Here is a 25,524-nt window from a genome sequence, read left to right on the forward strand (position 1 = left end):
ACAACTGTCAAAGTCCCGGGTTTAAGAAGATAAAATGGAGTGAAATATAGTCAAAAAGCCGTTGCAAAGCGGTTTTTTGTTATAATTAAATGAAGAATGTAGAATTAAAGGAGAAAAATTTGATGAGATACATAACTCTTGGTCAAGATGACAAAGAATTATCAGAAATTGTTCTCGGAATGATGAGAATAGAAGATAAGTCTGTAAAAGAAGTTGAAGAGCTTGTAGAAACAGCACTTTCTGTTGGAATCAATGCTTTCGACTTGGCTGATATTTATGGTCGTGGTCGTTGTGAAGAACTGCTAGGTCTTGTCCTAAAAAATCGTCCAGATTTAAGAGAAAAGATGTGGATTCAGTCCAAATGTGGCATTCGCATTGAAGAATTTACCTATTTTGATTTTTCTAAGGACTATATTATAAAATCAGTTGACGGTATTTTGCAAAGATTGAAGATTGATCATCTAGATAGCTTGCTTCTTCATCGACCAGATGCTTTGATGGAATCTGACCAAGTAGCAGAAGCCTTTGATCTCCTTTATAAACAAGGTAAGGTTCGAGATTTTGGAGTTTCTAATCAAAATCCTATGATGATGGAGTTACTTAAAAAAGATGTCAAGCAGCCGTTAGCTGTTAATCAGCTGCAATTGAGTGCGGCTTTTACTCCAGGATTTGAATCAGGTTTTCATGTTAATATGGAAGATAGTCAAGCAGCTATGCGAGATGGCAGCATTTTTGAATATTGCCAATTACACGATGTGGTCATTCAAGCCTGGTCTGTCTTACAATTCGGGTATTTTAAAGGGAATTTTGTTGGAAATGAGAAATTTCAAGCTTTAAATCAAGTACTTGATCGTTTAGCTATTAAATATGGAGTAACCCCTTCAACTATTGCCATTTCTTGGATATTGCGTTATCCAGCAAAAATGCAGGCAGTCGTAGGTACCACAAATCCTAATCACTTGAGAGAAGTTAGCCAAGCGGCAAACTTTAGCTTAACAAGAAAAGAATGGTATGAAATTTATCTTGCAGCAGGGAATAATTTGCCGTAAGTAGAAGCAGATGTAAATAAATCACAGTCAAAAAGCCGTTGCAAAGCGGTTTTTTTGTTATAATGAAGGGAAGAATTATTGATTTTAAAGGAGAATAACATGACTTTTGAAGAAATCCTGCCTGGGTTAAAGGCTAAGAAAAAATATGTACGAACTGGTTGGGGAGGTGCTGAAAACTATGTCCAACTTTTTGACACTATCGAGCAAAATGGGGTTGCACTTGAAGTGACGCCCTACTTCCTAATCAACGTTTCTGGCGAAGGAGAAGGTTTTTCCATGTGGAGTCCGACACCTTGTGATGTTTTGGCGACGGATTGGGTAGAAGTGCATGACTAGACGCGTATTGATTACGGGAGTAAGTTCAGGGATTGGTCTGGCTCAGGCTCGACTCTTTTTAGAGAAGGGCTATCAAGTTTATGGAGTTGACCAAGGTGAAAATCTACTCTTAGAGGGTGATTTTCACTTTTTACAGAGAGATTTGACCTTGGACTTGGAACCTATTTTTGACTGGTGTCCTCAGGTTGAGGTTTTGTGCAATACTGCTGGAGTTTTGGATGATTACAAACCACTGTTGGAACAATCAGTGCAGGAAATTCAGGAGATTTTTGAAATCAACTACGTTACTCCAGTAGAGTTGACTCGGTATTATTTGACACAAATGCTAGAGAATAAAAAAGGAATCATTATCAATATGTGCTCCATTGCTTCTAGCCTAGCAGGTGGAGGTGGTCACGCCTATACTTCATCTAAGCATGCCTTGGCTGGATTTACCAAGCAGTTGGCTCTAGATTATGCAGAAGCTGGGATTCAGGTCTTTGGTATCGCTCCAGGAGCAGTCAAGACGGCTATGACCGCTGCGGATTTTGAGCCAGGAGGCTTAGCTGACTGGGTGGCTAGTGAAACACCAATCAAGCGCTGGATTGAACCAGAGGAAATAGCAGAGCTTAGCCTTTGCTTAGCTAGTGGAAAAGCAAGCGCCATGCAAGGACAAATCTTGACAATAGATGGCGGCTGGTCTTTGAAGTAGGAGGATCTGATGGAAATCAAAAGACACTTTGCAGTCTACGCTGTTTGCTTAGAAAATGGGAAGTTACTCTGCATTGAAAAAACGAGAGGCCCTTATCAACATCGGTAGGATCTACCTGGAGGCAGTCAGCAACTTGGTGAAGGACTGACGGAAACGCTGACTAGAGAAGTTATGGAAGAGACGGGATTTACTGTTAGAAGCTACTCTAATCCTCGAATCTACGATATTTTCGTCAGGGAAGAGTTAAAAAATTTTATAGTTCACCATGTCATGGCTTTGTATGATGTAGAAATGAATGAGAGTGCACCTCAAGTTACGACTTCGGAAGCTGTGTCTGATGGTGCGAATGATTCACTTGGATATATTTGGATGGATATTCAAGAGATTACAGAAGAAAATGTATCGCCATTAGTCTTGAAGGTTAAGTCTGAATTATTAGGACTTCCAGAACTGGACAAGACTTCTTACATGAATTGGAAGGTGAAGTAGAGGGATAATGGAACTATTTAAAACATGGAAGAAAAATATGGTTCTCTATGGTCTTAAATCTCAAATTGGAACTGTCTACCGAAACAATGATAGGACAACAAGCTTTTATGATGTTGGGAATTTTCTATACCTAGCAGGGGAGTTGGATTCCAGATTTTGGGAAGATTTTGTTAGAAAATATGGTTTAGATTATAAGATTATTATTTCAGAAAATACTAATTGGCAAGATTTTCTGCATCGAAAAGTGGGGCTAAATTCTTTTACTCGCTATTCTTTTAAAGATAAGGCAAATTTTCAAGTTGAATTTTTAAATAATCTAGTTACTCATTTAGAGGAAGGTTACAATATTGTGCCTATTGATAATCATATTTATAACTGCTTTTCTACGGAAGAATGGTCACAGGATTTACAGGGAGATTTTGAGTCCTATCAGGATTTTGTTTTAAAAGGTGGATTTGGCTTTGTGATTCTTAAAAATAATGAACTGATTGCTGGGATTTCCTCAGGGTTAGTTTACCGTAAAGCAGTTGAAGTGGAAGTTGCAACTAGACCAAACGAACAAGGAAATGGATTTGCTAAAAAGCTTGGTGCTGCAATGATTCTAGAGAGTTTAAATAGAGATATGTTTCCACTTTGGGATGCTCATAATGAGGCTTCCAAAAAAGTAGCAGAATTTTTAGGATATGAGTTATCTGAACCTTATGAAGCTTTTGAACTAGAGGAAATTTTGATATAATTATATATGATATTGTATCTTTTAAGACGAGGTGAATGACTATGAGAAATCAACTTGCCCTTAGTGGCGAAAAAATTCTTGAAAAAATTTATCCTCAACTATTTCACCACGTCGGCATGATTCGTGGGGAATACTTATTGAGAGAGCTTAATCAAAACATCATATTAGCAAGTTGTCAGCAATTTGTAAAAGATTATCTTGATACTATTTGCTCCTTTTACTTAGATAAGTAAGTTTGGTATCGTTTTTCTGAATTAACGAATACAGAAGCCAATTGTTTAGTGGGGACTAGAGAGTTTTTTGACGAAGGGCATCCCTTGTTTGGCTATAGAGGAACCAGGCGTTTACTGGCGTGTTTGGATGAATTTCAGGCTGAAGCACATGTCGTTACAGAAGTTTATCAAACCAATCCCAATCTATCTCTTATCTTTCCTTTTGTCAATGATGCCGACCAATTAAAACAAGCTATTACAGTATTGCGTCAGTATGGCTTTACTGGGAAAGTCGGAACGATGATTGAATTACCGTCAGCGTATTTTGACTTGGATAGGATACTGGAAACGGGCATTTCAAAGATTGTAGTTGGAATGAATGATTTGACTTCCTTTGTTTTTGCGACTATGAGAAACAGTCAATGGCATGATATGGAAAGTCCAATAATGTTAGATATGCAGGATAAAGCAAGAAAGAACAAGATTGATTTTGCTGTAGCAGGCTATCTGAATACTTCTTTCATACAAAAAATGAATCAGTTGGGTATCAAGTGCATTATCCACTACAGTTCTATTCCAGAGATTTTTGATTTAGAGATTGACCATCCAGATCATCTTAAAACACATAAAAGAAGAAAGTAAAAAATTACAAAGGAGTACCCATGATACCGCAAGAAATGTGGAATAAATACAAACAAATCAATCCTTCTATCGGAGATGAAATCGATGCCTGGGCTTTTGGAGTTGAACCAGACCTTTTAGCGGATTTGGTGTTTAAAGGAGAAAAGACAGCAACAGCATCAGCCTATGACCTCTATGTACTAGAAGACGAACCACTTCCCCAAGTAGGGACCTTCGATGTCATTTTAGATAGTCAAAATCAGGCTGTCTGCATTGTCGAAATTACAAAGGTTTCTGTTAAACCCTTCAATCGAGTGTCAGCTGACCATGCCTATAAGGAAGGTGAGGGAAACAAGACACTTGTCTATTGGCGCCAGGTTCATGAGGATTTTTTCAGAGACTGCTTGGGTGAAGCAGGATTGACTTTTACACCTGAAAGCAAGGTTGTTTTAGAAGAATTTCGCAAGGTCTACCCACTGTAGACTATTAGAAGGAAGAAAGTTTTGGAAATCGCTGTCCAATCCTTTTTTCTCAAGCAAAATATGATATAATAAGTTTGTTTGAAGAAGAGCAGCAGCTCTTAAACTTAGAATAGGAGAAAACTATGCAAGCAGTTGAACATTTTATTAAGCAATTTGTTCCTGAACATTATGATTTATTTTTAGATTTGAGTCGTGAGACCAAGACTTTTTCTGGGAAAGTGACCATCACTGGTCAAGCACAGAGTGACCGCATCTCCCTCCACCAAAAAGATTTGGAAATCACCTCTGTAGAAGTTGCAGGTCAAGCTCGTCCATTTACAGTTGACCATGACAATGAAGCCCTTCATATCGAATTGGCTGAGGCTGGTCAAGTTGAATTGGTTCTTGCCTTTTCTGGTAAAATTACAGACAACATGACAGGGATTTACCCTTCTTATTATACAGTTGATGGAGTCAAGAAGGAGGTCTTGTCTACTCAGTTCGAGAGCCATTTTGCGCGCGAAGCTTTCCCATGTGTGGATGAGCCTGAAGCCAAAGCAACTTTTGACCTCTCTCTTCGCTTTGACCAAGCAGAAGGTGAATTGGCCTTGTCAAACATGCCAGAAATCGATGTTGAAAACCGTAAGGAAACAGGTATCTGGAAGTTTGAGACAACACCTCGCATGTCTTCTTACTTGTTGGCCTTTGTTGCTGGTGATTTGCAAGGGGGGACCACTAAAACTAAGAATGGTACCCTCGTTGGTGTATACTCTACCAAAGCACATCCACTTTCTAACCTTGATTTCTCTTTGGACATTGCCGTTCGCTCTATCGAGTTTTACGAAGATTACTACGGAGTCAAGTATCCAATCCCTCAATCTCTCCATATCGCCCTTCCTGACTTCTCAGCTGGAGCTATGGAAAACTGGGGTCTTGTGACCTACCGTGAAGTTTACTTGGTTGTGGATGAGAACTCTACTTTTGCCAGCCGTCAACAAGTTGCCCTTGTTGTGGCCCATGAATTGGCTCACCAATGGTTTGGTAACCTTGTTACTATGAAATGGTGGGATGACCTTTGGCTCAATGAAAGCTTCGCTAACATGATGGAATACGTCTGTGTGGATGCCATTGAGCCAAGTTGGAATATCTTTGAAGATTTCCAAACAGGTGGTGTTCCTCTTGCTCTTGAACGTGACGCGACTGATGGTGTTCAGTCTGTTCACGTCGAAGTCAAACACCCAGATGAAATCAATACCCTCTTTGATGGCGCTATCGTCTATGCCAAAGGAAGCCGTCTCATGCACATGCTTCGTCGTTGGCTAGGTGATGCCGATTTTGCCAAAGGTTTGCATGCCTACTTTGAAAAACATCAGTACAGCAATACAATTGGTCGTGACCTTTGGGATGCTCTTGGTCAAGCATCTGGCCGTGATGTCGCAGCTTTCATGGATTCTTGGTTGGAACAACCTGGTTATCCAGTTCTCACTGTCAAAGTTGAAAATGATGTTTTGAAGATTTCACAAAAACAATTCTTCATCGGTGAGCACGAAGATAAGAACCGTCTCTGGGTTGTGCCACTCAATAGCAACTGGAAAGGCTTGCCTGATACACTTGAAACTGAAAGTATCGAAATCCCTGGCTACGCAGCTCTTCTTGCAGAAAACAAAACAGCACTTCGTCTCAACACAGAAAATACAGCCCACTACATTACAGACTATCAAGGAGACTTGTTAGATGCTGTTCTTGCTGACCTAGTTGAGCTTGATAACACAAGCAAATTGCAAATCGTCCAAGAACGTCGTTTGCTTGCTGAAGCAGGGCACATTTCTTATGCTGACTTGCTTCCAGTTCTTGATAAACTTGCTAAGGAAGAGTCTTATCTGGTGGTTTCAGCTGTTTCTCAAGTGATTTCAGCCCTTGAGCGCTTTATTGATGAAGGAACGGATGCTGAAAGAGCCTTCAAAGCCTTGGTTGCTAAATTGGCTCGTCATAACTATGACCGTCTTGGTTTTGAAGCTAAAGACGGAGAATCAGATGAGGATGAATTGGTTCGTCAGCTGGCTGTTTCGATGATGATTCGCTCAAATGATGCAGAAGCTAGTCAAGTCGCTAGCCAAATCTTTGCAACACACAAGGAGAATCTTGCAGGACTCCCAGCAGCTATTCGCTCACAAGTTCTGATCAATGAGATGAAACATCATGAGACTAAAGACTTGTTAGCACTTTATCTTGATACTTATACTCATGCAACAGATGCTGTCTTTAAACGTCAGTTGGCATCTGCTCTTGCCTATAGTAAAGATGCGGACAATATTCAAACCTTGATTGCTGCTTGGAAGGACAAATTTGTGGTGAAACCACAGGACTTGTCTGCTTGGTATTACCAATTCCTAGCTCATCAAGCAACTCAGAAAACAGCTTGGTCTTGGGCGCGTGAAAACTGGGCTTGGATTAAGGCAGCCCTTGGAGGAGATATGAGCTTTGATAGCTTTGTTATCCTTCCTGCTCATGTATTTAAGACTCAGCAACGCTTGGCAGAGTACAAGGAATTCTTTGAACCGCAACTTTCTGACCTTGCTCTTAGCCGTAACATCGGTATGGGAATCAAGGAAATTGCAGCGCGTGTTGACTTGATTAACCGTGAAAAAGCTGCAGTGGAAGCAGTCGTTCTTCAATACGGAACTAAATAATTAAGACTAAATAAAAGAAAACTCAGCTATCTCATGTAAAATGCAGAGAGTTGAGTTTTTTTTAAGGCAAATTTGGTATAATGGTTTTAATAAGGAGGAGTTTCTCATGATAAAAATCTTATTGGTTGAGGATGACCTAGGTCTGTCAAATTCAGTATTTGACTTTTTAGACGATTTTGCGGATGTCATGCAGGTATTTGATGGAGAAGAAGGTCTCTACGAAGCTGAAAGTGGTGTCTATGACTTGATTTTGCTGGATTTGATGTTGCCAGAAAAAAATGGCTTCCAAGTCTTGAAAGAATTGCGTGAAAAGGGGATTACGACTCCAGTTCTGATCATGACTGCCAAGGAAAGTTTGGATGACAAGGGACATGGATTTGAACTGGGAGCAGATGATTATCTGACCAAACCTTTCTACTTAGAAGAACTCAAAATGCGGATTCAGGCCCTTCTCAAACGTTCAGGTAAGTTTAATGAAAACACCTTGACTTATGGGAATATCGTGGTTAATTTATCAACCAATACCGTTAAAGTTGAAGATACTCCTGTCGAATTGCTGGGGAAAGAGTTCGATTTACTAGTTTATTTCCTTCAAAATCAAAATGTGATTTTGCCTAAGACGCAGATTTTTGACCGTCTATGGGGATTTGATAGTGATACAACGATTTCGGTTGTCGAAGTCTATGTTTCAAAAGTCCGTAAGAAATTAAAGGGAACCACTTTTGCAGAGAATTTGCAAACCTTGCGTAGTGTTGGGTATCTTTTAAAAGATGTTCAGTAAACTTAAAAAAACATGGTATGCGGATGACTTTAGTTATTTTATCCGCAACTTCGGTGTCTTCACCCTGATTTTTTCTACAATGACTCTGATTATTTTACAAGTCATGCATTCGAGTCTTTATACTTCGGTGGACGATAAGCTTCATGGACTGAGTGAAAATCCTCAAGCAGTTATTCAGCTGGCTATAAATAGGGCAACAGAAGAGATTAAAGATTTAGAAAATGCTAGGGCGGACGCTAGTAAAGTAGAAATAAAACCTAATGTCAGTTCCAATACGGAAGTCATTCTCTTTGATAAAGACTTTACTCAACTTCTTTCTGGAAATCGATTTTTGGGCTTGGATAAGATTAAGTTAGAAAAGAAAGAACTAGGACATATCTACCAGATTCAGGTTTTTAATAGCTATGGGCAGGAAGAAATCTATCGTGTGATTTTGATGGAGACCAATATTAGTTCGGTTTCAACCAATATCAAGTATGCTGCTGTCTTGATTAATACCAGTCAGTTGGAGCAGGCTAGTCAAAAGCATGAGCAATTGATTGTGGTCGTGATGGCTAGTTTCTGGATTTTGTCTTTACTTGCCAGTCTCTATCTAGCTAGGGTCAGTGTTAGGCCCCTGCTTGAGAGTATGCAGAAGCAACAGTCTTTTGTGGAAAATGCCAGTCATGAGTTACGAACTCCACTCGCAGTTTTGCAAAATCGCTTAGAGACCCTTTTTCGTAAGCCAGAAGCTACCATTATGGATGTGAGCGAAAGCATTGCATCGAGTTTGGAAGAAGTCCGAAATATGCGTTTTTTAACGACAAGCTTGCTGAACTTAGCTCGGAGAGATGATGGGATTAAGCCGGAGCTTGCAGAAGTTCCAACTAGCTTTTTTAATACAACTTTCACAAACTATGAGATGATTGCTTCGGAAAATAATCGTGTCTTCCGTTTTGAAAATCGTATCCATCGAACAATTGTCACAGATCAGCTTCTTCTGAAACAACTGATGACCATTCTTTTCGATAATGCCGTCAAGTATACTGAGGAGGATGGTGAAATTGATTTTCTTATCTCGGCGACCGATCGCAATCTTTATTTACTTGTTTCTGATAATGGAATCGGTATTTCGACAGAAGATAAAAAGAAAATTTTTGACCGTTTTTATCGAGTAGACAAGGCTAGAACCCGGCAAAAAGGTGGTTTTGGTTTAGGATTATCCCTAGCCAAGCAAATTGTAGATGCTCTAAAAGGAACTGTTACTGTCAAAGATAATAAACCCAAGGGAACAATCTTTGAAGTGAAGATTGCCATTCAGACACCATCTAAAAAGAAAAAATAAAAATATCGCTCCAATTGGGGCGATATTTTGGATTTATTTTCTACGTTTTCGTTTGATAATAGACCGTTGAACTTTTAAAACAAGTAAGCTGGATCCGATTGCTGCGGCAAAGGCAAGAGCAGTTGATAATTTTAATGCTAAAAAGATAAAACTAAAGATAGCAATACAGATACAAAAAACAGCGATATTAACAAAAAATAAAATTTCTTTGAGATTGCTATCAGCTTGTGCTTCAGGTGCATAAGCTTGATAATGAGGAAGTTGCTGGTTTAATTCTTCTTGATAGTCTACCTCATAGGATTGTAATTTTCTTACGGGCATGATTCTCTCCTTAACAGTACATACCTATTTTATCATTTTTTCGGCAGAGAATTATTACAGAAAGGTTACAAAAAGAATAAAGTCCCTTTTCATTTTCAAAGCATGGCTGATTTGCTAGAAATGTGGTATAGTTTTTCCTATGGAAAAGATTATCATTACAGCAACTGCTGAAAGTATTGAACAAGTCGAACAACTACTCGAAGCTGGCGTAGACCGTATCTATGTCGGTGAGAAAGATTTTGGCCTTCGTCTGCCAACAACCTTTAGTCATGACCAATTGCGTGAAATCGCTAAGTTGGTTCATGATGCTGGTAAGGAATTGCTCGTTGCGGTCAATGCTCTCATGCACCAAGATATGATGGACCGTATCAAGCCTTTCTTAGACTTCTTGGAAGAAATCAAGACAGACTATATTACGATTGGGGATGCAGGCGTCTTTTACGTAGTTAACCGCGATGGTTATTCATTTAAGACCATCTACGATGCTTCAACCATGGTAACTAGCAGTCGTCAGATTAACTTCTGGGGACAAAAGGCTGGCGCATCTGAGGCTGTTTTGGCGCGTGAAATTCCATCAGCTGAACTTTTCAAAATGCCAGAGATTTTGGAAATTCCTGCTGAAGTTTTGGTTTACGGTGCTAGCGTCATCCATCATTCTAAACGTCCACTCTTGCAAAACTACTATAACTTTACACATATCGATGATGAAAAGACGCATAAACGTGACCTCTTCTTGGCTGAGCCAAGTGATCCAGAGAGCCACTATTCCATTTTTGAAGATAATCATGGGACCCATATCTTTGCCAACAATGACCTTGATTTGATGATCAAATTAACAGAATTGGTGGAGCATGGCTTTACTCACTGGAAATTAGAAGGTCTCTATACACCTGGTCAGAACTTTGTTGAGATTGCAAAACTCTTTATCCAAGCGCGTAGCTTGATCCAAGAGGGCAACTTTAGTCATGACCAAGCCTTCTTGCTGGATGAAGAAGTGCGCAAGTTACATCCTAAAAACCGTTTCCTTGATACAGGATTTTATGATTACGATCCTGACATGGTTAGATAAAATACATGATTCGTTGAGAGAAGGAAGATGCAAATATTTCTTCTCTCAATTTTTCTTATTCTCCAATATTTTCAAAAAAATCAGCAGGCTAGGATGCTCTGTTTGCTGGGATTTTTAACACAAGTAACCTTCTTGAGTTTGAAAATTATCACATGTTTGCAGGTGCCAAATGGCCCTTTTTTTGGTATAATTTTTTATAATGAAAACGATTGGTAATCGCTATGTTGTGGTGGATTTAGAGGCAACTAGCACAGGTAGTAAGGCTAAAATTATCCAAGTGGGAATTGTCGTGATTGAGGACGGAAAAATCGTTGATCACTATACGACGGATGTCAATCCACATGAACCCTTGGATGCTCATATCAAAGAACTGACAGGATTGACAGACCAACGTCTGGCGCAAGCACCTGATTTTTCGCAAGTTGCTAGAAAAATCTTTGACTTGGTAGAGGATGGGATTTTTGTAGCCCACAATGTTCAGTTTGATGCCAATCTTTTGGCGGAAAATTTATTTTTTGAAGGTTATGAGCTAAGAAATCCTCGTGTTGATACGGTCGAATTGGCTCAGGTCTTTTTCCCTGAACTGGAAAAATATAGTTTGCCGATATTGTGCCGAGAATTAGGAATTCCTCTTAAACACGCACACACAGCCCTTTCAGATGCCCAAGCTACAGCAGAATTACTTCTTTTTTTACGGGAAAAGATGACCCAGCTTCCTAAAGGACTCTTGGAACGCTTGCTGGAAATGGCTGACGCCCTCCTATATGAGTCCTACCTGGTTATTGAAGAAATTTATCGCAGCCAATCTATTCTGAGTTCTTCAGATTTGGTCCAAGTTCAAGGACTGTATTTCAAGAAAACTGCAGATCCTATGGAGTCACGAAAACTATCTCAAGATTTTTCTAAAAATATTTCTCTGTTGAATCTTGAAGTGAGGGAGGAGCAAGAAAATTTTGCTAAAGAGGTTGGCTTGCTATTGAAAGATGAGCCTGTATCATTAATTCAAGCGCCGACTGGGATTGGGAAAACTTATGGCTATCTCTTACCCGCTTTATCTCAAGCCAAAGAGCATCAGATTGTCCTTAGCGTTCCGACAAAGATTCTTCAAAATCAAATCATGGAAGAAGAAGGTAAACGTCTCAAGGAAGTGTTCCATATAGATATTCATAGTTTAAAGGGGCCTCAAAATTATCTGAAGTTGGATGCCTTTTATCGTTCCTTGCAGGAAAATGATGAAAATCGCTTATTTAGACGCTTTAAAATGCAAGTCTTGGTCTGGCTGACAGAGACAGAGACAGGAGATTTGGATGAAATTGGTCAACTCTACCGTTACCAACATTTTCTAACAGATCTTCGTCATGATGGGAATTTATCATCCCAAAGCTTATTTGTGACGGAAGATTTTTGGAAACGTAGTCAAGAAAGAGCACAAACCTGCAATCTTTTAGTGACCAATCATGCCTATCTTGTAACCAGACTTGAAGATAATCCTGAATTTGTCAGTGACCGTTTACTGATTATCGATGAAGTTCAAAAAGTTTTGTTGGCTTTAGAAAATCTGCTTCAAGAGACCTACGATATCCAGTATATTATTGATTTAGTTGATAAGGCCTTACTGGAGGAGCAAAATAAGGTCCAGCAACGAATACTAGAAAGTATTCGCTTTGAGTGCTTCTACTTGATAGAACAATTTCAGTCTGGTAAATCTAGGAAAAATATCTTAGATTCTCTAGCCAATCTCCATCAGTATTTTTTAGAATTAGAAGTAGAAGGCTTTGAGGAGCTGGTCCGCTATTTTACAGCTGACCGAGATTACTGGCTTGAAGCAACTGAAACGAGTCAAAAGAAAATTCAGATTTCTTCTACAAAATCTGGCCGTATTCTTCTGTCCTCTTTAATACCTGAGAGTTGTCAAGTCTTGGGAGTATCGGCTACTCTTGAGATTAGTCAGAGAGTTTCTTTGGCCGACCTTTTAGGCTATCCTGAAGCCAAATTTGTCAAGATTGAAGCTCGTAGAAAACAGGACCAAGAAGTGGTCTTGGTCAAAGATTTCCCTCTGGTGACAGAAACTTCCTTAGAAGTCTATGCCAAAGAGGTAGCTGATTTACTAGTGGAAATTCAAGCTTTCCAGCAACCGATTTTGGTTCTCTTTACCGCTAAAGATATGCTTCTAGCAGTTTCAGACATACTTCCTGTAAGCCATCTGGCCCAGTATAAAAATGGGGATGTTCATCAGCTAAAGAAGCGCTTTGAAAAAGGAGAACAACAAATCTTGCTTGGTGCAGCAAGTTTCTGGGAGGGAGTTGATTTTTCAAGTCATCCTTTTGTGATTCAAGTTGTACCAAGACTTCCTTTCCAAAATCCCCAAGAGCCCTTGACGAAAAAGATCAATCAGGAACTAATTCAAGAAGGGAAAAATGCCTTTTATGATTATCAATTGCCAATGGCCATTATTCGTTTAAAACAGGCTTTGGGAAGAAGTATGAGACGCGAACACCAACGTTCTTTAACTCTTATTTTGGATAGGAGAATTGTCGGAAAACGATATGGTAAGCAAATAGTGACTTCTCTAGCAAAAGAAGCGACTGTTAAAACCGTCTCTCGATCCGAAGTTGACGAGGCTATTGATAGATTTTTTAATGAACTTTGATAAATAGTATTGTATGAAAGTATAAGGTTAGTATATATGAAACGTTCTCTCGACTCAAGAGTTGATTACAGTTTGCTCTTGCCAGTGTTTTTTCTACTGGTTATTGGCGTGGTGGCTATTTATATAGCCGTTAGTCATGATTATCCAAACAATATTCTGCCCATTTTAGGGCAGCAGGTCGCATGGATTGCCTTGGGGCTTGTGATTGGTTTTGTGGTCATGCTCTTTAATACTGAATTTCTTTGGAAGGTGACCCCCTTTCTATATATTTTAGGCTTGGGACTCATGGTCTTGCCGATTGTCTTTTATAATCCAAGCTTAGTTGCATCAACGGGTGCCAAAAACTGGGTATCGGTAAATGGCATCACCTTGTTCCAACCGTCAGAATTTATGAAGATATCCTATATCCTCATGTTGGCTCGTGTTATTGTCCAATTTACAAAGAAACATAAGGAATGGAGACGCACGGTTCCGCTGGACTTTTTGTTAATTTTCTGGATGATTCTCTTTACCATTCCAGTCCTAGTTCTTTTAGCACTTCAAAGTGACTTGGGGACGGCTTTGGTTTTTGTAGCTATTTTCTCAGGAATCGTTTTATTATCAGGGGTTTCTTGGAAAATTATTATCCCAGTATTTGTGACTGCTGTAACAGGAGTTGCTGGTTTCTTAGCTATCTTTATTAGCAAGGACGGACGAGCTTTTCTTCACCAGATTGGAATGCCGACCTACCAAATTAATCGGATTCTGGCTTGGCTCAATCCCTTTGAGTTTGCCCAAACAACGACTTACCAGCAGGCTCAAGGGCAGATTGCTATTGGGAGTGGTGGCTTATTCGGCCAAGGTTTTAATACTTCAAATCTGCTTATTCCAGTTCGTGAGTCAGATATGATTTTCACGGTCATTGCAGAAGATTTTGGCTTTATTGGCTCTGTCCTGGTTATTGTCCTTTACCTCATGTTGATTTACCGTATGTTGAAGATTACTCTCAAATCAAATAACCAGTTCTACACCTATATTTCCACTGGTTTGATTATGATGTTGCTCTTCCACATTTTTGAAAATATCGGTGCTGTAACGGGCTTGCTTCCTTTGACCGGGATTCCACTGCCTTTCATTTCGCAAGGGGGATCAGCTATTATCAGTAATCTGATTGGTGTTGGTTTGCTTTTATCGATGAGTTACCAGACTAATCTAGCTGAAGAAAAGAGCGGAAAAGTCCCATTCAAACGGAAAAAGGTTGTATTAAAACAAATTAAATAAGGAGAAAATCATGGTAAAAGTAGCAGTTATGTTAGCTCAGGGCTTTGAAGAAATTGAAGCCTTGACAGTTGTAGATGTCTTGCGTCGAGCCAATATCACATGTGATATGGTTGGTTTTGAAGAGCAAGTAACGGGTTCGCATGCAATCCAAGTAAGAGCAGATCATGTCTTTGATGGAGATTTATCAGACTATGATATGATTGTTCTTCCTGGAGGTATGCCTGGTTCTGCACATTTACGTGATAATCAGACCTTGATTCAAGAATTGCAAAGCTTCGAGCAAGAAGGGAAGAAACTAGCAGCCATTTGTGCGGCACCAATTGCCCTCAATCAAGCAGAGATATTGAAAAATAAGCGATACACTTGTTATGACGGTGTTCAAGAGCAAATCCTTGATGGTCACTACGTCAAGGAAACAGTAGTGGTAGATGGTCAGTTGACAACCAGTCGGGGTCCTTCAACAGCCCTTGCCTTTGCCTACGAGTTGGTGGAGCAACTAGGAGGGGACGCAGAGAGTTTACGAACAGGAATGCTCTATCGAGATGTCTTTGGTAAAAATCAGTAAAACGGGAGTTATTCTCTCGTTTTTTATGTGGAAAACTCAGGGAAATCATCGCTTTTTTCATAAAAAAATGCTATAATGAAGGGTATGAAATATCACGATTACATCTGGGATTTAGGTGGAACTTTACTGGATAATTATGAAACTTCAACAGCTGCATTTGTTGAAACATTGGCACTGTATGGTATCACACAAGACTATGACAGTGTCTATCAAGCTTTAAAGGTTTCTACTCCTTTTGCGATTGAGACATTCGCTCCCAATTTAGAGAATTTTTTAGAAAAGTACAAGGAAAATGAAGCCAGAGAGCTTGAACACCCGATTTTATTTGAAGGAGTTTCTGACCTATTGGAAGACATTTTAAATCAAGGTGGCCGTCATTTTTTGGTCTCTCATCGAAATGATCAGGTTTTGGAAATTTTAGAAAAAACCTCTATAGCAGCTTATTTTACAGAAGTGGTGACTTCTAGCTCAGGCTTTAAGAGAAAGCCAAATCCCGAATCCATGCTTTATTTAAGAGAAAAGTATCAGATTAGCTCTGGTCTTGTCATTGGTGATCGGCCGATTGATATCGAAGCAGGTCAAGCTGCAGGACTTGATACCCACTTGTTTACCAGTATCGTGAATTTAAGACAAGTATTAGACATATAAGAAAAAGGAATAAGATGACAGAAGAAATCAAAAATCTGCAGGCACAGGATTATGATGCCAGTCAAATTCAAGTTTTAGAGGGCTTAGAGGCTGTTCGTATGCGTCCAGGGATGTACATTGGATCAACCTCAAAAGAAGGTCTTCACCATCTAGTCTGGGAAATTGTTGATAACTCAATTGACGAGGCCTTGGCAGGATTTGCCAGCCATATTCAAGTTTTTATTGAGCCAGATGATTCGATTACTGTTGTGGATGATGGGCGTGGTATCCCAGTCGATATTCAGGAAAAAACAGGCCGTCCTGCTGTTGAGACCGTCTTTACAGTCCTTCATGCTGGAGGAAAGTTCGGCGGTGGTGGATACAAGGTTTCAGGTGGTCTTCACGGGGTGGGGTCGTCAGTAGTTAATGCCCTTTCCACTCAATTAGACGTTCATGTCCATAAAAACGGTAAGATTCATTACCAAGAATACCGTCGTGGTCATGTTGTCGCAGATCTTGAAATAGTTGGAGATACGGATAAAACAGGAACAACTGTTCACTTCACACCGGACCCAAAAATCTTCACTGAAACAACAATCTTTGATTTTGATAAATTAAATAAACGGATTCAAGAGTTGGCCTTTCTAAATCGCGGTCTTCAAATTTCAATTACAGATAAGCGTGAAGGTTTGGAACAAACCAAGCATTATCATTATGAAGGTGGGATTGCTAGTTACGTTGAATATATCAACGAGAACAAGGATGTAATCTTTGATACACCAATCTATACAGACGGTGAGATGGATGATATCACAGTTGAGGTAGCCATGCAGTACACAACTGGTTACCATGAAAATGTCATGAGTTTCGCCAATAATATTCATACCCATGAAGGTGGAACGCATGAACAAGGTTTCCGTACAGCCTTGACACGTGTTATCAACGATTATGCTCGTAAGAATAAGTTACTGAAAGACAATGAAGATAATTTAACTGGGGAAGATGTCCGCGAAGGATTAACTGCAGTTATCTCAGTTAAACACCCAAATCCACAGTTTGAAGGACAAACCAAGACCAAATTGGGAAATAGCGAAGTGGTCAAGATTACCAATCGCCTCTTCAGTGAAGCCTTCTCCGATTTCCTCATGGAAAATCCACAGATTGCCAAGCGTATCGTGGAAAAAGGGATTTTGGCTGCCAAGGCTCGTGTGGCTGCCAAGCGTGCGCGTGAAGTCACTCGTAAAAAATCTGGTTTGGAAATTTCCAACCTTCCAGGGAAACTAGCAGACTGTTCTTCTAACAATCCTGCTGAAACAGAACTCTTCATCGTCGAAGGAGACTCAGCTGGTGGATCAGCCAAATCTGGTCGTAACCGTGAGTTTCAGGCTATCCTTCCAATTCGCGGTAAGATTTTGAACGTTGAAAAAGCAAGTATGGATAAGATTCTAGCTAACGAAGAAATTCGTAGTCTTTTCACAGCCATGGGAACAGGATTTGGCGCAGAATTTGATGTTTCGAAAGCCCGTTACCAAAAACTCGTTTTGATGACCGATGCCGATGTCGATGGAGCCCATATTCGTACCCTTCTTTTAACCTTGATTTATCGTTATATGAAACCAATCCTAGAAGCTGGTTATGTTTATATTGCCCAACCACCAATCTATGGTGTCAAGGTTGGAAGCGAGATTAAAGAATATATCCAGCCGGGTGCAGATCAAGAAATCAAACTCCAAGAAGCTTTAGCCCGTTATAGTGAAGGTCGTACCAAACCGACTATTCAGCGTTATAAGGGGCTAGGTGAAATGGACGATCATCAGCTGTGGGAAACAACCATGGATCCCGAACATCGCTTGATGGCTAGAGTTTCTGTAGATGATGCTGCAGAAGCAGATAAAATCTTTGATATGTTGATGGGGGATCGAGTAGAGCCTCGTCGTGAGTTTATCGAAGAAAATGCTGTCTATAGTACACTTGATGTCTAAAAAATAGGGAGAAGTAGTTCCCTTGGTCTAAAAAATATGATATAATCGTTACGATTGTTTCAAGTAAAAAAGGAGTTTGATATGTCTAATGGACAACTAATTTATTTAATGGTTGCAATTGCAGTCATTTTAGTTCTGGCTTATGTAGTGGCAATCTTTCTACGTAAGCGAAACGAGGGGAGATTAGAGGCGCTAGAAGAAAGAAAAGAAGAACTATACAATCTTCCAGTAAATGATGAAGTAGAAGCTGTAAAAAATATGCACTTGATTGGACAAAGTCAAGTGGCTTTCCGTGAATGGAATCAAAAATGGGTCGATTTATCTCTCAACTCTTTTGCCGATATTGAAAATAATCTCTTTGAAGCAGAAGGCTATAACCATTCATTTCGTTTTCTCAAGGCCAGTCATCAAATTGACCAAATTGAGAGTCAAATTACTTTGATTGAAGAAGATATTGCGGCAATTCGCAATGCTTTGGCAGACTTAGAGAAGCAAGAATCTAAAAATAGTGGTCGTGTTCTTCATGCTTTGGATTTATTTGAGGAACTTCAGCATAGAGTTGCTGAAAATTCAGAACAGTATGGTCAAGCCTTGGATGAAATTGAAAAACAATTAGAAAATATCCAATCTGAATTTTCACAATTTGTAACCTTGAATTCATCGGGTGACCCTGTGGAAGCCGCAGTGATTTTGGATAATGCTGAAAATCATATCTTGGCTTTGACACATATCGTTGATCGTATACCAGCAATTGTAACAACATTATCTAAAGAGCTACCAGATCAACTAGAAGATTTAGAAGATGGTTATCGTAAGCTCTTAGATGCTAATTATCATTTTGTTGAAACGGATATTGAAGCGCGTTTCCACTTGCTTTATGAAGCATTCAAGAAAAACCAAGAGAATATTTGCCAGTTGGAATTGGATAATGCCGAATATGAGAATGGACAGGCACAAGAGGAAATCAATGCCTTGTATGATATTTTTACTCGAGAAATTGCTGCTCAGAAAGTAGTGGAAAATCTACTTGCAACTCTTCCAACTTACCTTCAACATATGAAAGAGAATAATACTTTATTGGGAGAAGATATTGCACGTTTGAGCAAGACCTATTTACTTCCTGAGACAGCTGCAAGCCATGTTCGTCGTATTCAGACAGAATTAGAGAGTTTTGAGGCAGCTATTGTTGAGGTAACTTCAAATCAAGAAGAACCAACCCAAGCTTATTCAGTTCTTGAAGAAAATCTTGAGGATTTACAAACTCAACTAAAAGATATTGAAGATGAGCAAATTTCAGTTAGTGAGCGCCTGACACAAATTGAGAAAGATGATATCAATGCACGTCAAAAGTCCAATGTTTATGTCAATCGTCTCCATACTATCAAGCGATACATGGAAAAACGCAATCTGCCAGGTATTCCACAAACTTTCTTGAAATTATTCTTTACGGCAAGCAATAATACCGAGGATTTAATGGTTGAGTTAGAACAGAAAATGATTAACATTGAATCTGTTACCCGAGTTCTTGAAATTGCAACGAATGATATGGAAGCTTTAGAAATGGAAACTTATAATATTGTACAATATGCAACCTTAACAGAGCAACTCTTGCAATATTCTAACCGCTATCGCTCATTTGATGAACGCATTCAAGAAGCATTTAACGAAGCTTTAGATATTTTTGAAAAAGAATTTGATTATCACGCTTCATTTGACAAGATTTCTCAAGCATTGGAAGTGGCAGAGCCTGGTGTAACCAATCGCTTTGTTACTTCATATGAGAAAACACGTGAAACGATTCGTTTTTAAAAAGCTTAGTTCATTCTAAGCTTTTTTCTTTACTCAAAAGCTATGAGTTTACTTATTTATCATTGAAATTAATGCTTGGTTTTGATATTATTTAAATATGAAGAAAGATAGAACAAAGCGTGGTAGTCACGCTAAAATGGGACGGAGTAAAAGAGTCCAGTGGACTCTTTTAGCCTAAGCTAAATTTTAAAAAGCGAGGGTGGTTGTTTTCTCAAAGTTTTGAAGGAGCTAAAGCAACAGCTATTATTATGAGTTTGTTGGAAACAGCTAAACGTCATCAACTAAATAGTGAAAAATATCTATCCTATCTTCTAGAATGTCTTCCAAACGAGGAAACTCTCGTAAACAAAGAGGTTTTAGAGGCTTATTTACCATGGACTAAAGTTGTACAAGAAAAGTGAAAATAAGAAATCTCCAGATTAGGAACTATCGCTAAGTTCACTAATCTGGAGATTTTTCAATAGACTTCGTTATTGTACGGTTACGTTTGTCACAGTTCCTGAAATGCTTAATTCACGATTATAGTAAAATGAAATAAGAATAGGACAAATCGATCAGGACAGTCAAATCGATTTCTAACAATGTTTTAGAAGTAGAGGTGTACTATTCTAGTTTCAATCTACTATAAAAGCACATGAACTATTCTATGACCGTGATTAGTAAGGTTTTTGCTTAATGAGTAATTGAATGGAAAGTAATTATTTAATAAAGAAATTTAGTCTTGTATTAATCGAGATTAAATTTCTTTATGTTTAAATTACATGAGAAGAGTGATTAATATTACAATTTTGTTACAAAAAAAGTTTTTGATAGAATTTTCAGATAATTTAGGATATAATACTTTTAATTTAAATAAAAAGGAGTGATTTTATGGGAGACTGCAAAGATTTTTGTCATAAAAAGTACCAAATAGCAACGATTTTTCTGCTATCGGTCTTTGCATGCAGATTTGCTTTAGTACAGGTTAGTGCTGCTGAGGGGAAATTTGAAACATCCAATCAAGTTACACATGCAGTAATAATTAATAAATTAGATGATTCAAATAAGCTCGCACCGTCAGTCACGGCTGACAAGAATGCTCTAGATTCTTCTTCAAAGGAAAAAACAGAAGCGACAGCGTCAGTAAAACAAGATGATTCTATAGAATATAGAGATAATAAGTCAGACAAGAATGTAATCACACAGAAAGAAAAGACTGCTATAAAAAGTGAAGAGAAGAAGGAAGAATCAGCAGTAGAAAGAAGTTCTTCTTCCGAAAGTTCACAATCACAGTCGTTATCTCAAAGTGGACATAAAGAAAAGCCAAATAGTATCTCCAGTAATGAAATGATTACTATCCCTAAAACATGGGAAGCAGGACACAAAGGGCAAGGAACTGTAGTCGCTGTTATAGATTCAGGCCTTGATTTGAATCATGAAGTTCTGCGTATTTCTGATCCGTCAAAGGCGAAATTTAAAAATCAGGATGATATCGAAAAAGCTAAAAAAGCTGCCGGTATTGACTATGGAAAATGGTACAGTGACAAGGTAGTATATGCTTATGATTACTTTGATGGAACTGATAATATAAAAGAGGCTGAAAAAGAGTCTCATGGAATGCACGTTACTGGTATTGTAGCTGGAAATCCAGTTAATAAAGCCCCGAATTCTGAGAAGGTTTATGGGGTGGCGCCAGAAGCTCAAATTATGTTTATGAGAGTTTTTTCAGATAGAGATAAAACTACAGCCTCTGCCCTCTATGTAAAAGCCGTTGATGACGCAGTTGCGTTAGGTGCGGATGTGATCAATATGAGTTTGGGTGCAGGTGCGGGTTCAACTGTAGATGCGGGTTCAGATATTATTGAAGCAGTAAAAAGAGCACGCACTAAAGGAGTATCTGTTGTTATTGCTGCTGGTAATAGCAATACTTTCGGTAGAGGTTTTTCACAACCATTAGCAGAAAATCCTGATTATGGTCTCGTCGGAAATCCCTCTACAGTAGAAGATTCAATTTCTGTTGCTTCGATTAATAATAAAATTCTAACTACTGAAGTCTTTGAAGTAAAAGGTTTAGAAAATGACGCTACCCTTGATTATGGTAAGTTTGATTTTAATAGACCTGAAACAGAAAAAGATTTTGAAAAAGGGAAAGAATACGAATATGTAGCAACGGGTATTGGTCGTGAAGAAGATTTTGCTAATATTGATGTAAGAGGTAAGTTAGCACTGATTCAACGTGGTAAAATCCATTTCTCTGATAAGATTAAAAATGCTCTTCAACACGGTGCAGCTGGAGTTTTAATTTATAACAACGTTGAAGGTGCAAATGTTAGTATGTCTGTTACAGGTGATGCTAAGAAAATCCCATCTGTCTTTATTTCAAAATATTATGGTGAAATTCTTAAGTCTGGTCAGTATAAAATTGTCTTTAATCACAAGATGGATAATCGTAAATCAGATGTTGCAGACCAATTGTCAGATTTTTCAAGTTGGGGAGTTACAACAGATGGACAATTGAAACCAGATGTTACTGCACCTGGTGGAAATATCTATTCATCATTTAACGACAATAGTTATGGAAGTATAAGTGGAACAAGTATGGCGGCCCCTCATGTAGCTGGTGTCGCAGCATTAGTCAAAGAATATTTAGCAAAGAAACATCCTGAATTATCAGCTAGTCAAATTTCAGAGATTGTAAAAGCTTTAATTATGTCTACTGCAAAACCACATTTTAATAAACAAACTGGAGCCTATACTTCTCCACGTCACCAAGGTGCTGGCGTAGTTGACACGATGGCGGCAACAAGTACAGATTTATTTGTAACAGGTGCAAATAACTATCCAAGTGTTACTCTTGGTAATGTTGGTGATAAATTTACCTTTGAAGTTATAATTCATAATATTTCGGATAAAGACCGAACATTGAAGATGATTGTAAATACAAATACGGACGAAGTTGAAGAAGGAAAATTCACTCTCCGTCCACGAAAACTAACTGAAACAGTTTGGCCCGAAGTAACTGTGAAAGCTCATAGTACGAAGACAGTAACAGTTAGTGTAGATACAAGTAAGTTTACTGAAGAACTTAGCAAAATAATGCCAAATGGTTATTTTCTAGAAGGATTTGTTAGATTTGTCAATCCTGCAGATGATGGTTCTGTTATTGGTTTACCATTTATGGGATTTAAGGGAGAATTCCAAAATCTACCTGCAATTGAAAAACCAATTTATCAATTGATTAAGGAAGGAAACAGTGGATTTTACTCTGAAATTGATAAAGATAATCCAGGAATTTCACCTTCAGACGATGCAACTTATTTAACAAGTTCTGAAAATGATGTAAATGTTTTAAAAGCAGAGCGTCAAGGAAATCGAGTGACTGTACTCGGAGTGAAACAAGATGATGAAGGAAAATACCATCTTCAATTAGATGAAAAGGGTAATGTTCGCCTTGCTATCTCGCCGAACGATGATGGTAATAAAGATTCTGTTCAATTTAAAACTCTTGTCTATAGAAACTTGGTAAATCTTCGTGCAACTGTTTATGATTCTTCGGATACAACACACAGTCAGCCTATTTGGCAAAGTCGTCCAACAGACCTTGTGAAAAATTATTTTGATGGCGATACTAGAAATCCAAGAAGTTACATTGTAGATAAAACAGCTTGGGGAGGACAGGATTCTAATGGAAATCGAGTCTCTGATGGAATTTATGACTATGTTATTAGTTATAAGCCAGATGTCCCTGGAGCTGAAGAACAATACACAATATTTAAAATTCAAATCGATACACAAAAACCTCTGATTACTTCGGGATATATTCGTTCTCAAAAAAATCAAGAACAATTTATAGCTCGTAAACCTCAGGATGTCGGAAATGGCGGAATTCTTCTAGAAAAAGTCTTTTATATTCGTCCTTCTGAAAATAGAGAGGCGGCAGATTCAGAAATCGAACAGTATCAGATTATCAAACAAAATGAAGATGGTAGTTATACACTTCCTAAGAACATTGATAAATCGAAAATCTTCTATTATGTGGAAGACTTTGCGGGAAATGTAGATTTTATATCTCTCAAAGATCTTGTAGGTGAAGAAAATAGTGGTCGTGTAAAAATTGCTATACTAAACAATAAAACCAATGATGAGATTGATACAACTTATGTTTATCGCATTAAAAATAGCGAAGGTCAATATGTAACCGTTGATAAGTCAAAAGATATTAATTTCTTGAAATTTGGGCATTATGTTGCAGAAATTTTTAGCTATGATCGTACAGAGTTGAAATTTGTGAGTGCTCTATCTAAGGAATTTGATTTAACGAAAGAAAATAGTTTTCAAACTATTACCTTCTTGGCTAACAAAATGAAATATGCTCCAGTAACGGTTGGCTTTAATCAAGCTGTTCCTGGAACTACAATGATTACTTTAGTAGGTGAAGACGGTCAGAGTCAAGTCTTGCCAGCTGAAACATATGGTAAACATTCTTATGGTAAGAAAGTGGTTACTGGTGAATATAAAGTTCTTGTAAATCTGTCAAACGGTTATGAATTACTTGATAATCTTCAACCATTTAAAGTTCTGTTTGGTAAAAATAATGTTTTGTCACTTTCAGTTGTTTCTAAGTTAGCTCTGATTGCAGCTTTAAATAAACAAATGGAAGTAGTTAAAACTCCAAGATATTATAATACAAAACAGAATTTAAAAGAGATGTTTGAGCAAAGTGTCAAAGATGCGCAACTAGCATTGGGAAGTAAACTTAACCAAGATAAAATTGACCAAATTGTTAAGGCTTTAGAGTCTGCTATGCAAACATTGGATGGTAAGGAATCTGATATCACATCATTGAAGAATGCCATTAAAGCATATGCTGAGACAGTTAAAAAAGGTAAATATATAAATTCTGATCAAGAACGCAAAGGTCAATATGATCGTGAATTTAAACTCTTGGCATTATTAATTACAAAAGATTTGATAACTCAAGATGAAATTGACCGTCTGTTGACCACTTTCTTGCAAGCTCAAGACCAGCTGAATGGGAAAGAAACAGATTTTATGAGCCTAAAGAATGTTATCGAGGATGAAGTGAAGTTCCAAGAAAAAGATCCAAGATTTTTGACAGCTAGCAAAGAGGAGAAAGATGCATATCATCTTATTTTCAACAAAGCTAAGCTACTTTTGGAAAATGCAGAAGCTAGTCAAGAAGAAATTAATGAAGTAATCAAAGCTCTAAAAGAAACGGTTGTAAAACTTAAGGCTAATAAAGTAGAGATCCCAACCAAACCAGTTGTACCAGTTAAGCCGGTTGATCCAACTAAAGCAGTTGCACCAGTTAATCCAGTTATTCCAGCTAAACCAGTTGTAACGATCAAGCCAGTTTCTCAAGTGCAACCTGTTAAATTAGTAAGTCAAAATAGACAAGTCTCAACTATTAAGCCTTCAATTAGCAATGATAAAATTGAGAAAGCTACATCAATTACAATACATCATTCCAATATAGAAGCTAAGCATGAGAATAAAACACTAGCTGGAAGTGATCAACAAGTGCTTTTAGCTACAGTCATCAAAGAAGGAAAACAGTTACCAGCCACTGGTGAGAATAACATGATTTCTATTATGCTAAGTATTTCTGGAATTTCTCTCTTGTTGTCAGTTATTGGACTTGTAACTTTTTCAAAAAGTGAGTAGAGAATACAAGCTAAATTCCCAAAGTAAGTTCCACCGCTAGTAGAATTGGAAGTTAGTCTGAGAAAAATCATAAAAACCAGTGGAATTCCGTGTCAGGGTAAGTTCCACTGGTTTTACTCATGCTTGATTTCTATAGTAGTATCGTGAGCAAAAGGATTCAAATTATAGTATAGTTGCTTAGTTTCAA

At 38.2% G+C, this 25,524-nt stretch carries 17 protein-coding genes and 3 pseudogenes; 19 read left to right on the forward strand and 1 reads right to left on the reverse strand.

Annotated elements, in window-relative coordinates:
* The first annotated feature begins 122 nt into the window (after positions 1-122).
* From HT699_RS07095 to ciaH, 10 genes and pseudogenes are all read left to right on the forward strand, one after another.
* Positions 123-1,049, forward strand: coding sequence for an aldo/keto reductase family oxidoreductase (locus HT699_RS07095; RefSeq protein ID WP_001269443.1), 927 nt, complete (start codon positions 123-125; stop codon positions 1,047-1,049).
* 99 nt (positions 1,050-1,148) lie between these two features.
* Positions 1,149-1,385 (forward strand): DUF2829 domain-containing protein, encoded by a 237-nt coding sequence (locus HT699_RS07100; protein ID WP_000141913.1) that lies wholly within the window; start codon positions 1,149-1,151, stop codon positions 1,383-1,385.
* On the forward strand, positions 1,378-2,076 hold the full coding sequence (locus HT699_RS07105; protein WP_000198454.1) for a 3-oxoacyl-ACP reductase: 699 nt from the start codon (positions 1,378-1,380) through the stop codon (positions 2,074-2,076). The genes HT699_RS07100 and HT699_RS07105 overlap by 8 nt, the downstream gene beginning before the upstream one ends.
* Before the next feature lie 9 nt (positions 2,077-2,085).
* Positions 2,086-2,565 (forward strand): annotated as a pseudogene (locus HT699_RS07110) (NUDIX hydrolase).
* Between the two features lie 7 nt (positions 2,566-2,572).
* A complete protein-coding gene (locus HT699_RS07115) occupies positions 2,573-3,301 on the forward strand; it encodes a GNAT family N-acetyltransferase (RefSeq protein WP_000418692.1) in 729 nt (242 codons plus the stop codon).
* A gap of 41 nt (positions 3,302-3,342) precedes the next feature.
* A pseudogene (locus tag HT699_RS07120) lies at positions 3,343-4,201 on the forward strand (putative PEP-binding protein).
* A complete protein-coding gene (locus tag HT699_RS07125; protein WP_001812706.1) occupies positions 4,176-4,616 on the forward strand; it encodes an ASCH domain-containing protein in 441 nt (146 codons plus the stop codon). The pseudogene HT699_RS07120 and the gene HT699_RS07125 overlap by 26 nt, the downstream one beginning before the upstream one ends.
* Positions 4,617-4,738: 122 nt before the next feature.
* Positions 4,739-7,285 (forward strand): M1 family metallopeptidase, encoded by a 2,547-nt coding sequence (locus tag HT699_RS07130; RefSeq protein ID WP_138706251.1) that lies wholly within the window; start codon positions 4,739-4,741, stop codon positions 7,283-7,285.
* A 106-nt stretch (positions 7,286-7,391) separates the two neighbouring features.
* Entirely contained in the window at positions 7,392-8,066 is a 675-nt protein-coding gene (ciaR, locus tag HT699_RS07135; protein ID WP_000590640.1) for a two-component system response regulator CiaR, read from the forward strand.
* Complete coding sequence (gene ciaH, locus HT699_RS07140) at positions 8,056-9,390, forward strand: two-component system sensor histidine kinase CiaH (RefSeq protein ID WP_000491790.1); 1,335 nt, start codon at positions 8,056-8,058, stop codon at positions 9,388-9,390. Before ciaR ends, ciaH begins: the two co-directional genes overlap by 11 nt.
* 33 nt (positions 9,391-9,423) lie before the next feature.
* On the opposite strand, the gene HT699_RS07145 is transcribed toward ciaH, so the two are convergent.
* Positions 9,424-9,711: a DUF3270 domain-containing protein gene (locus HT699_RS07145; RefSeq protein WP_023933508.1), complete on the reverse strand. Its 288-nt coding sequence runs from the start codon at positions 9,709-9,711 to the stop codon at positions 9,424-9,426.
* Positions 9,712-9,850: 139 nt separating this feature from the next.
* Between HT699_RS07145 and HT699_RS07150 the strand changes: the two genes are divergently transcribed.
* The 9 genes and pseudogenes from HT699_RS07150 (at position 9,851) to HT699_RS07190 (ending at position 25,337) form a co-directional block, all read left to right on the forward strand.
* A complete protein-coding gene (locus tag HT699_RS07150; protein WP_166731531.1) occupies positions 9,851-10,780 on the forward strand; it encodes a peptidase U32 family protein in 930 nt (309 codons plus the stop codon).
* Positions 10,781-10,979: 199 nt separating this feature from the next.
* A complete protein-coding gene (locus HT699_RS07155; RefSeq protein ID WP_138707886.1) occupies positions 10,980-13,430 on the forward strand; it encodes a bifunctional DnaQ family exonuclease/ATP-dependent helicase in 2,451 nt (816 codons plus the stop codon).
* A 36-nt stretch (positions 13,431-13,466) separates the two neighbouring features.
* Positions 13,467-14,690: an FtsW/RodA/SpoVE family cell cycle protein gene (locus tag HT699_RS07160; RefSeq protein ID WP_138707885.1), complete on the forward strand. Its 1,224-nt coding sequence runs from the start codon at positions 13,467-13,469 to the stop codon at positions 14,688-14,690.
* A 10-nt stretch (positions 14,691-14,700) separates the two neighbouring features.
* A complete protein-coding gene (locus HT699_RS07165; RefSeq protein ID WP_000241398.1) occupies positions 14,701-15,255 on the forward strand; it encodes a DJ-1 family glyoxalase III in 555 nt (184 codons plus the stop codon).
* Positions 15,256-15,339: 84 nt separating this feature from the next.
* The gene (locus tag HT699_RS07170) at positions 15,340-15,903 is read left to right on the forward strand and encodes an HAD family hydrolase (RefSeq protein ID WP_162498517.1); all 564 of its coding nucleotides are present in this window, start codon (positions 15,340-15,342) and stop codon (positions 15,901-15,903) included.
* A 14-nt stretch (positions 15,904-15,917) separates the two neighbouring features.
* Positions 15,918-17,864 carry a DNA topoisomerase (ATP-hydrolyzing) subunit B gene (gene gyrB / locus HT699_RS07175; protein WP_000134037.1) on the forward strand — a complete coding sequence of 649 codons (1,947 nt, stop codon included), beginning with the start codon at positions 15,918-15,920 and terminating at the stop codon, positions 17,862-17,864.
* Between the two features lie 81 nt (positions 17,865-17,945).
* Positions 17,946-19,673 carry a septation ring formation regulator EzrA gene (gene ezrA / locus HT699_RS07180; RefSeq protein ID WP_166731529.1) on the forward strand — a complete coding sequence of 576 codons (1,728 nt, stop codon included), beginning with the start codon at positions 17,946-17,948 and terminating at the stop codon, positions 19,671-19,673.
* A 191-nt stretch (positions 19,674-19,864) separates the two neighbouring features.
* Positions 19,865-20,074: pseudogene (locus HT699_RS07185) on the forward strand (transposase domain-containing protein); the annotation flags it as partial.
* A 469-nt stretch (positions 20,075-20,543) separates the two neighbouring features.
* Positions 20,544-25,337 (forward strand): S8 family serine peptidase, encoded by a 4,794-nt coding sequence (locus HT699_RS07190; RefSeq protein WP_138707753.1) that lies wholly within the window; start codon positions 20,544-20,546, stop codon positions 25,335-25,337.
* The last annotated feature ends 187 nt before the right edge of the window (positions 25,338-25,524 follow it).

The organism is Streptococcus sp. 1055 (genome assembly GCF_013276815.1).
GTDB lineage: Bacteria > Bacillota > Bacilli > Lactobacillales > Streptococcaceae > Streptococcus > Streptococcus pseudopneumoniae.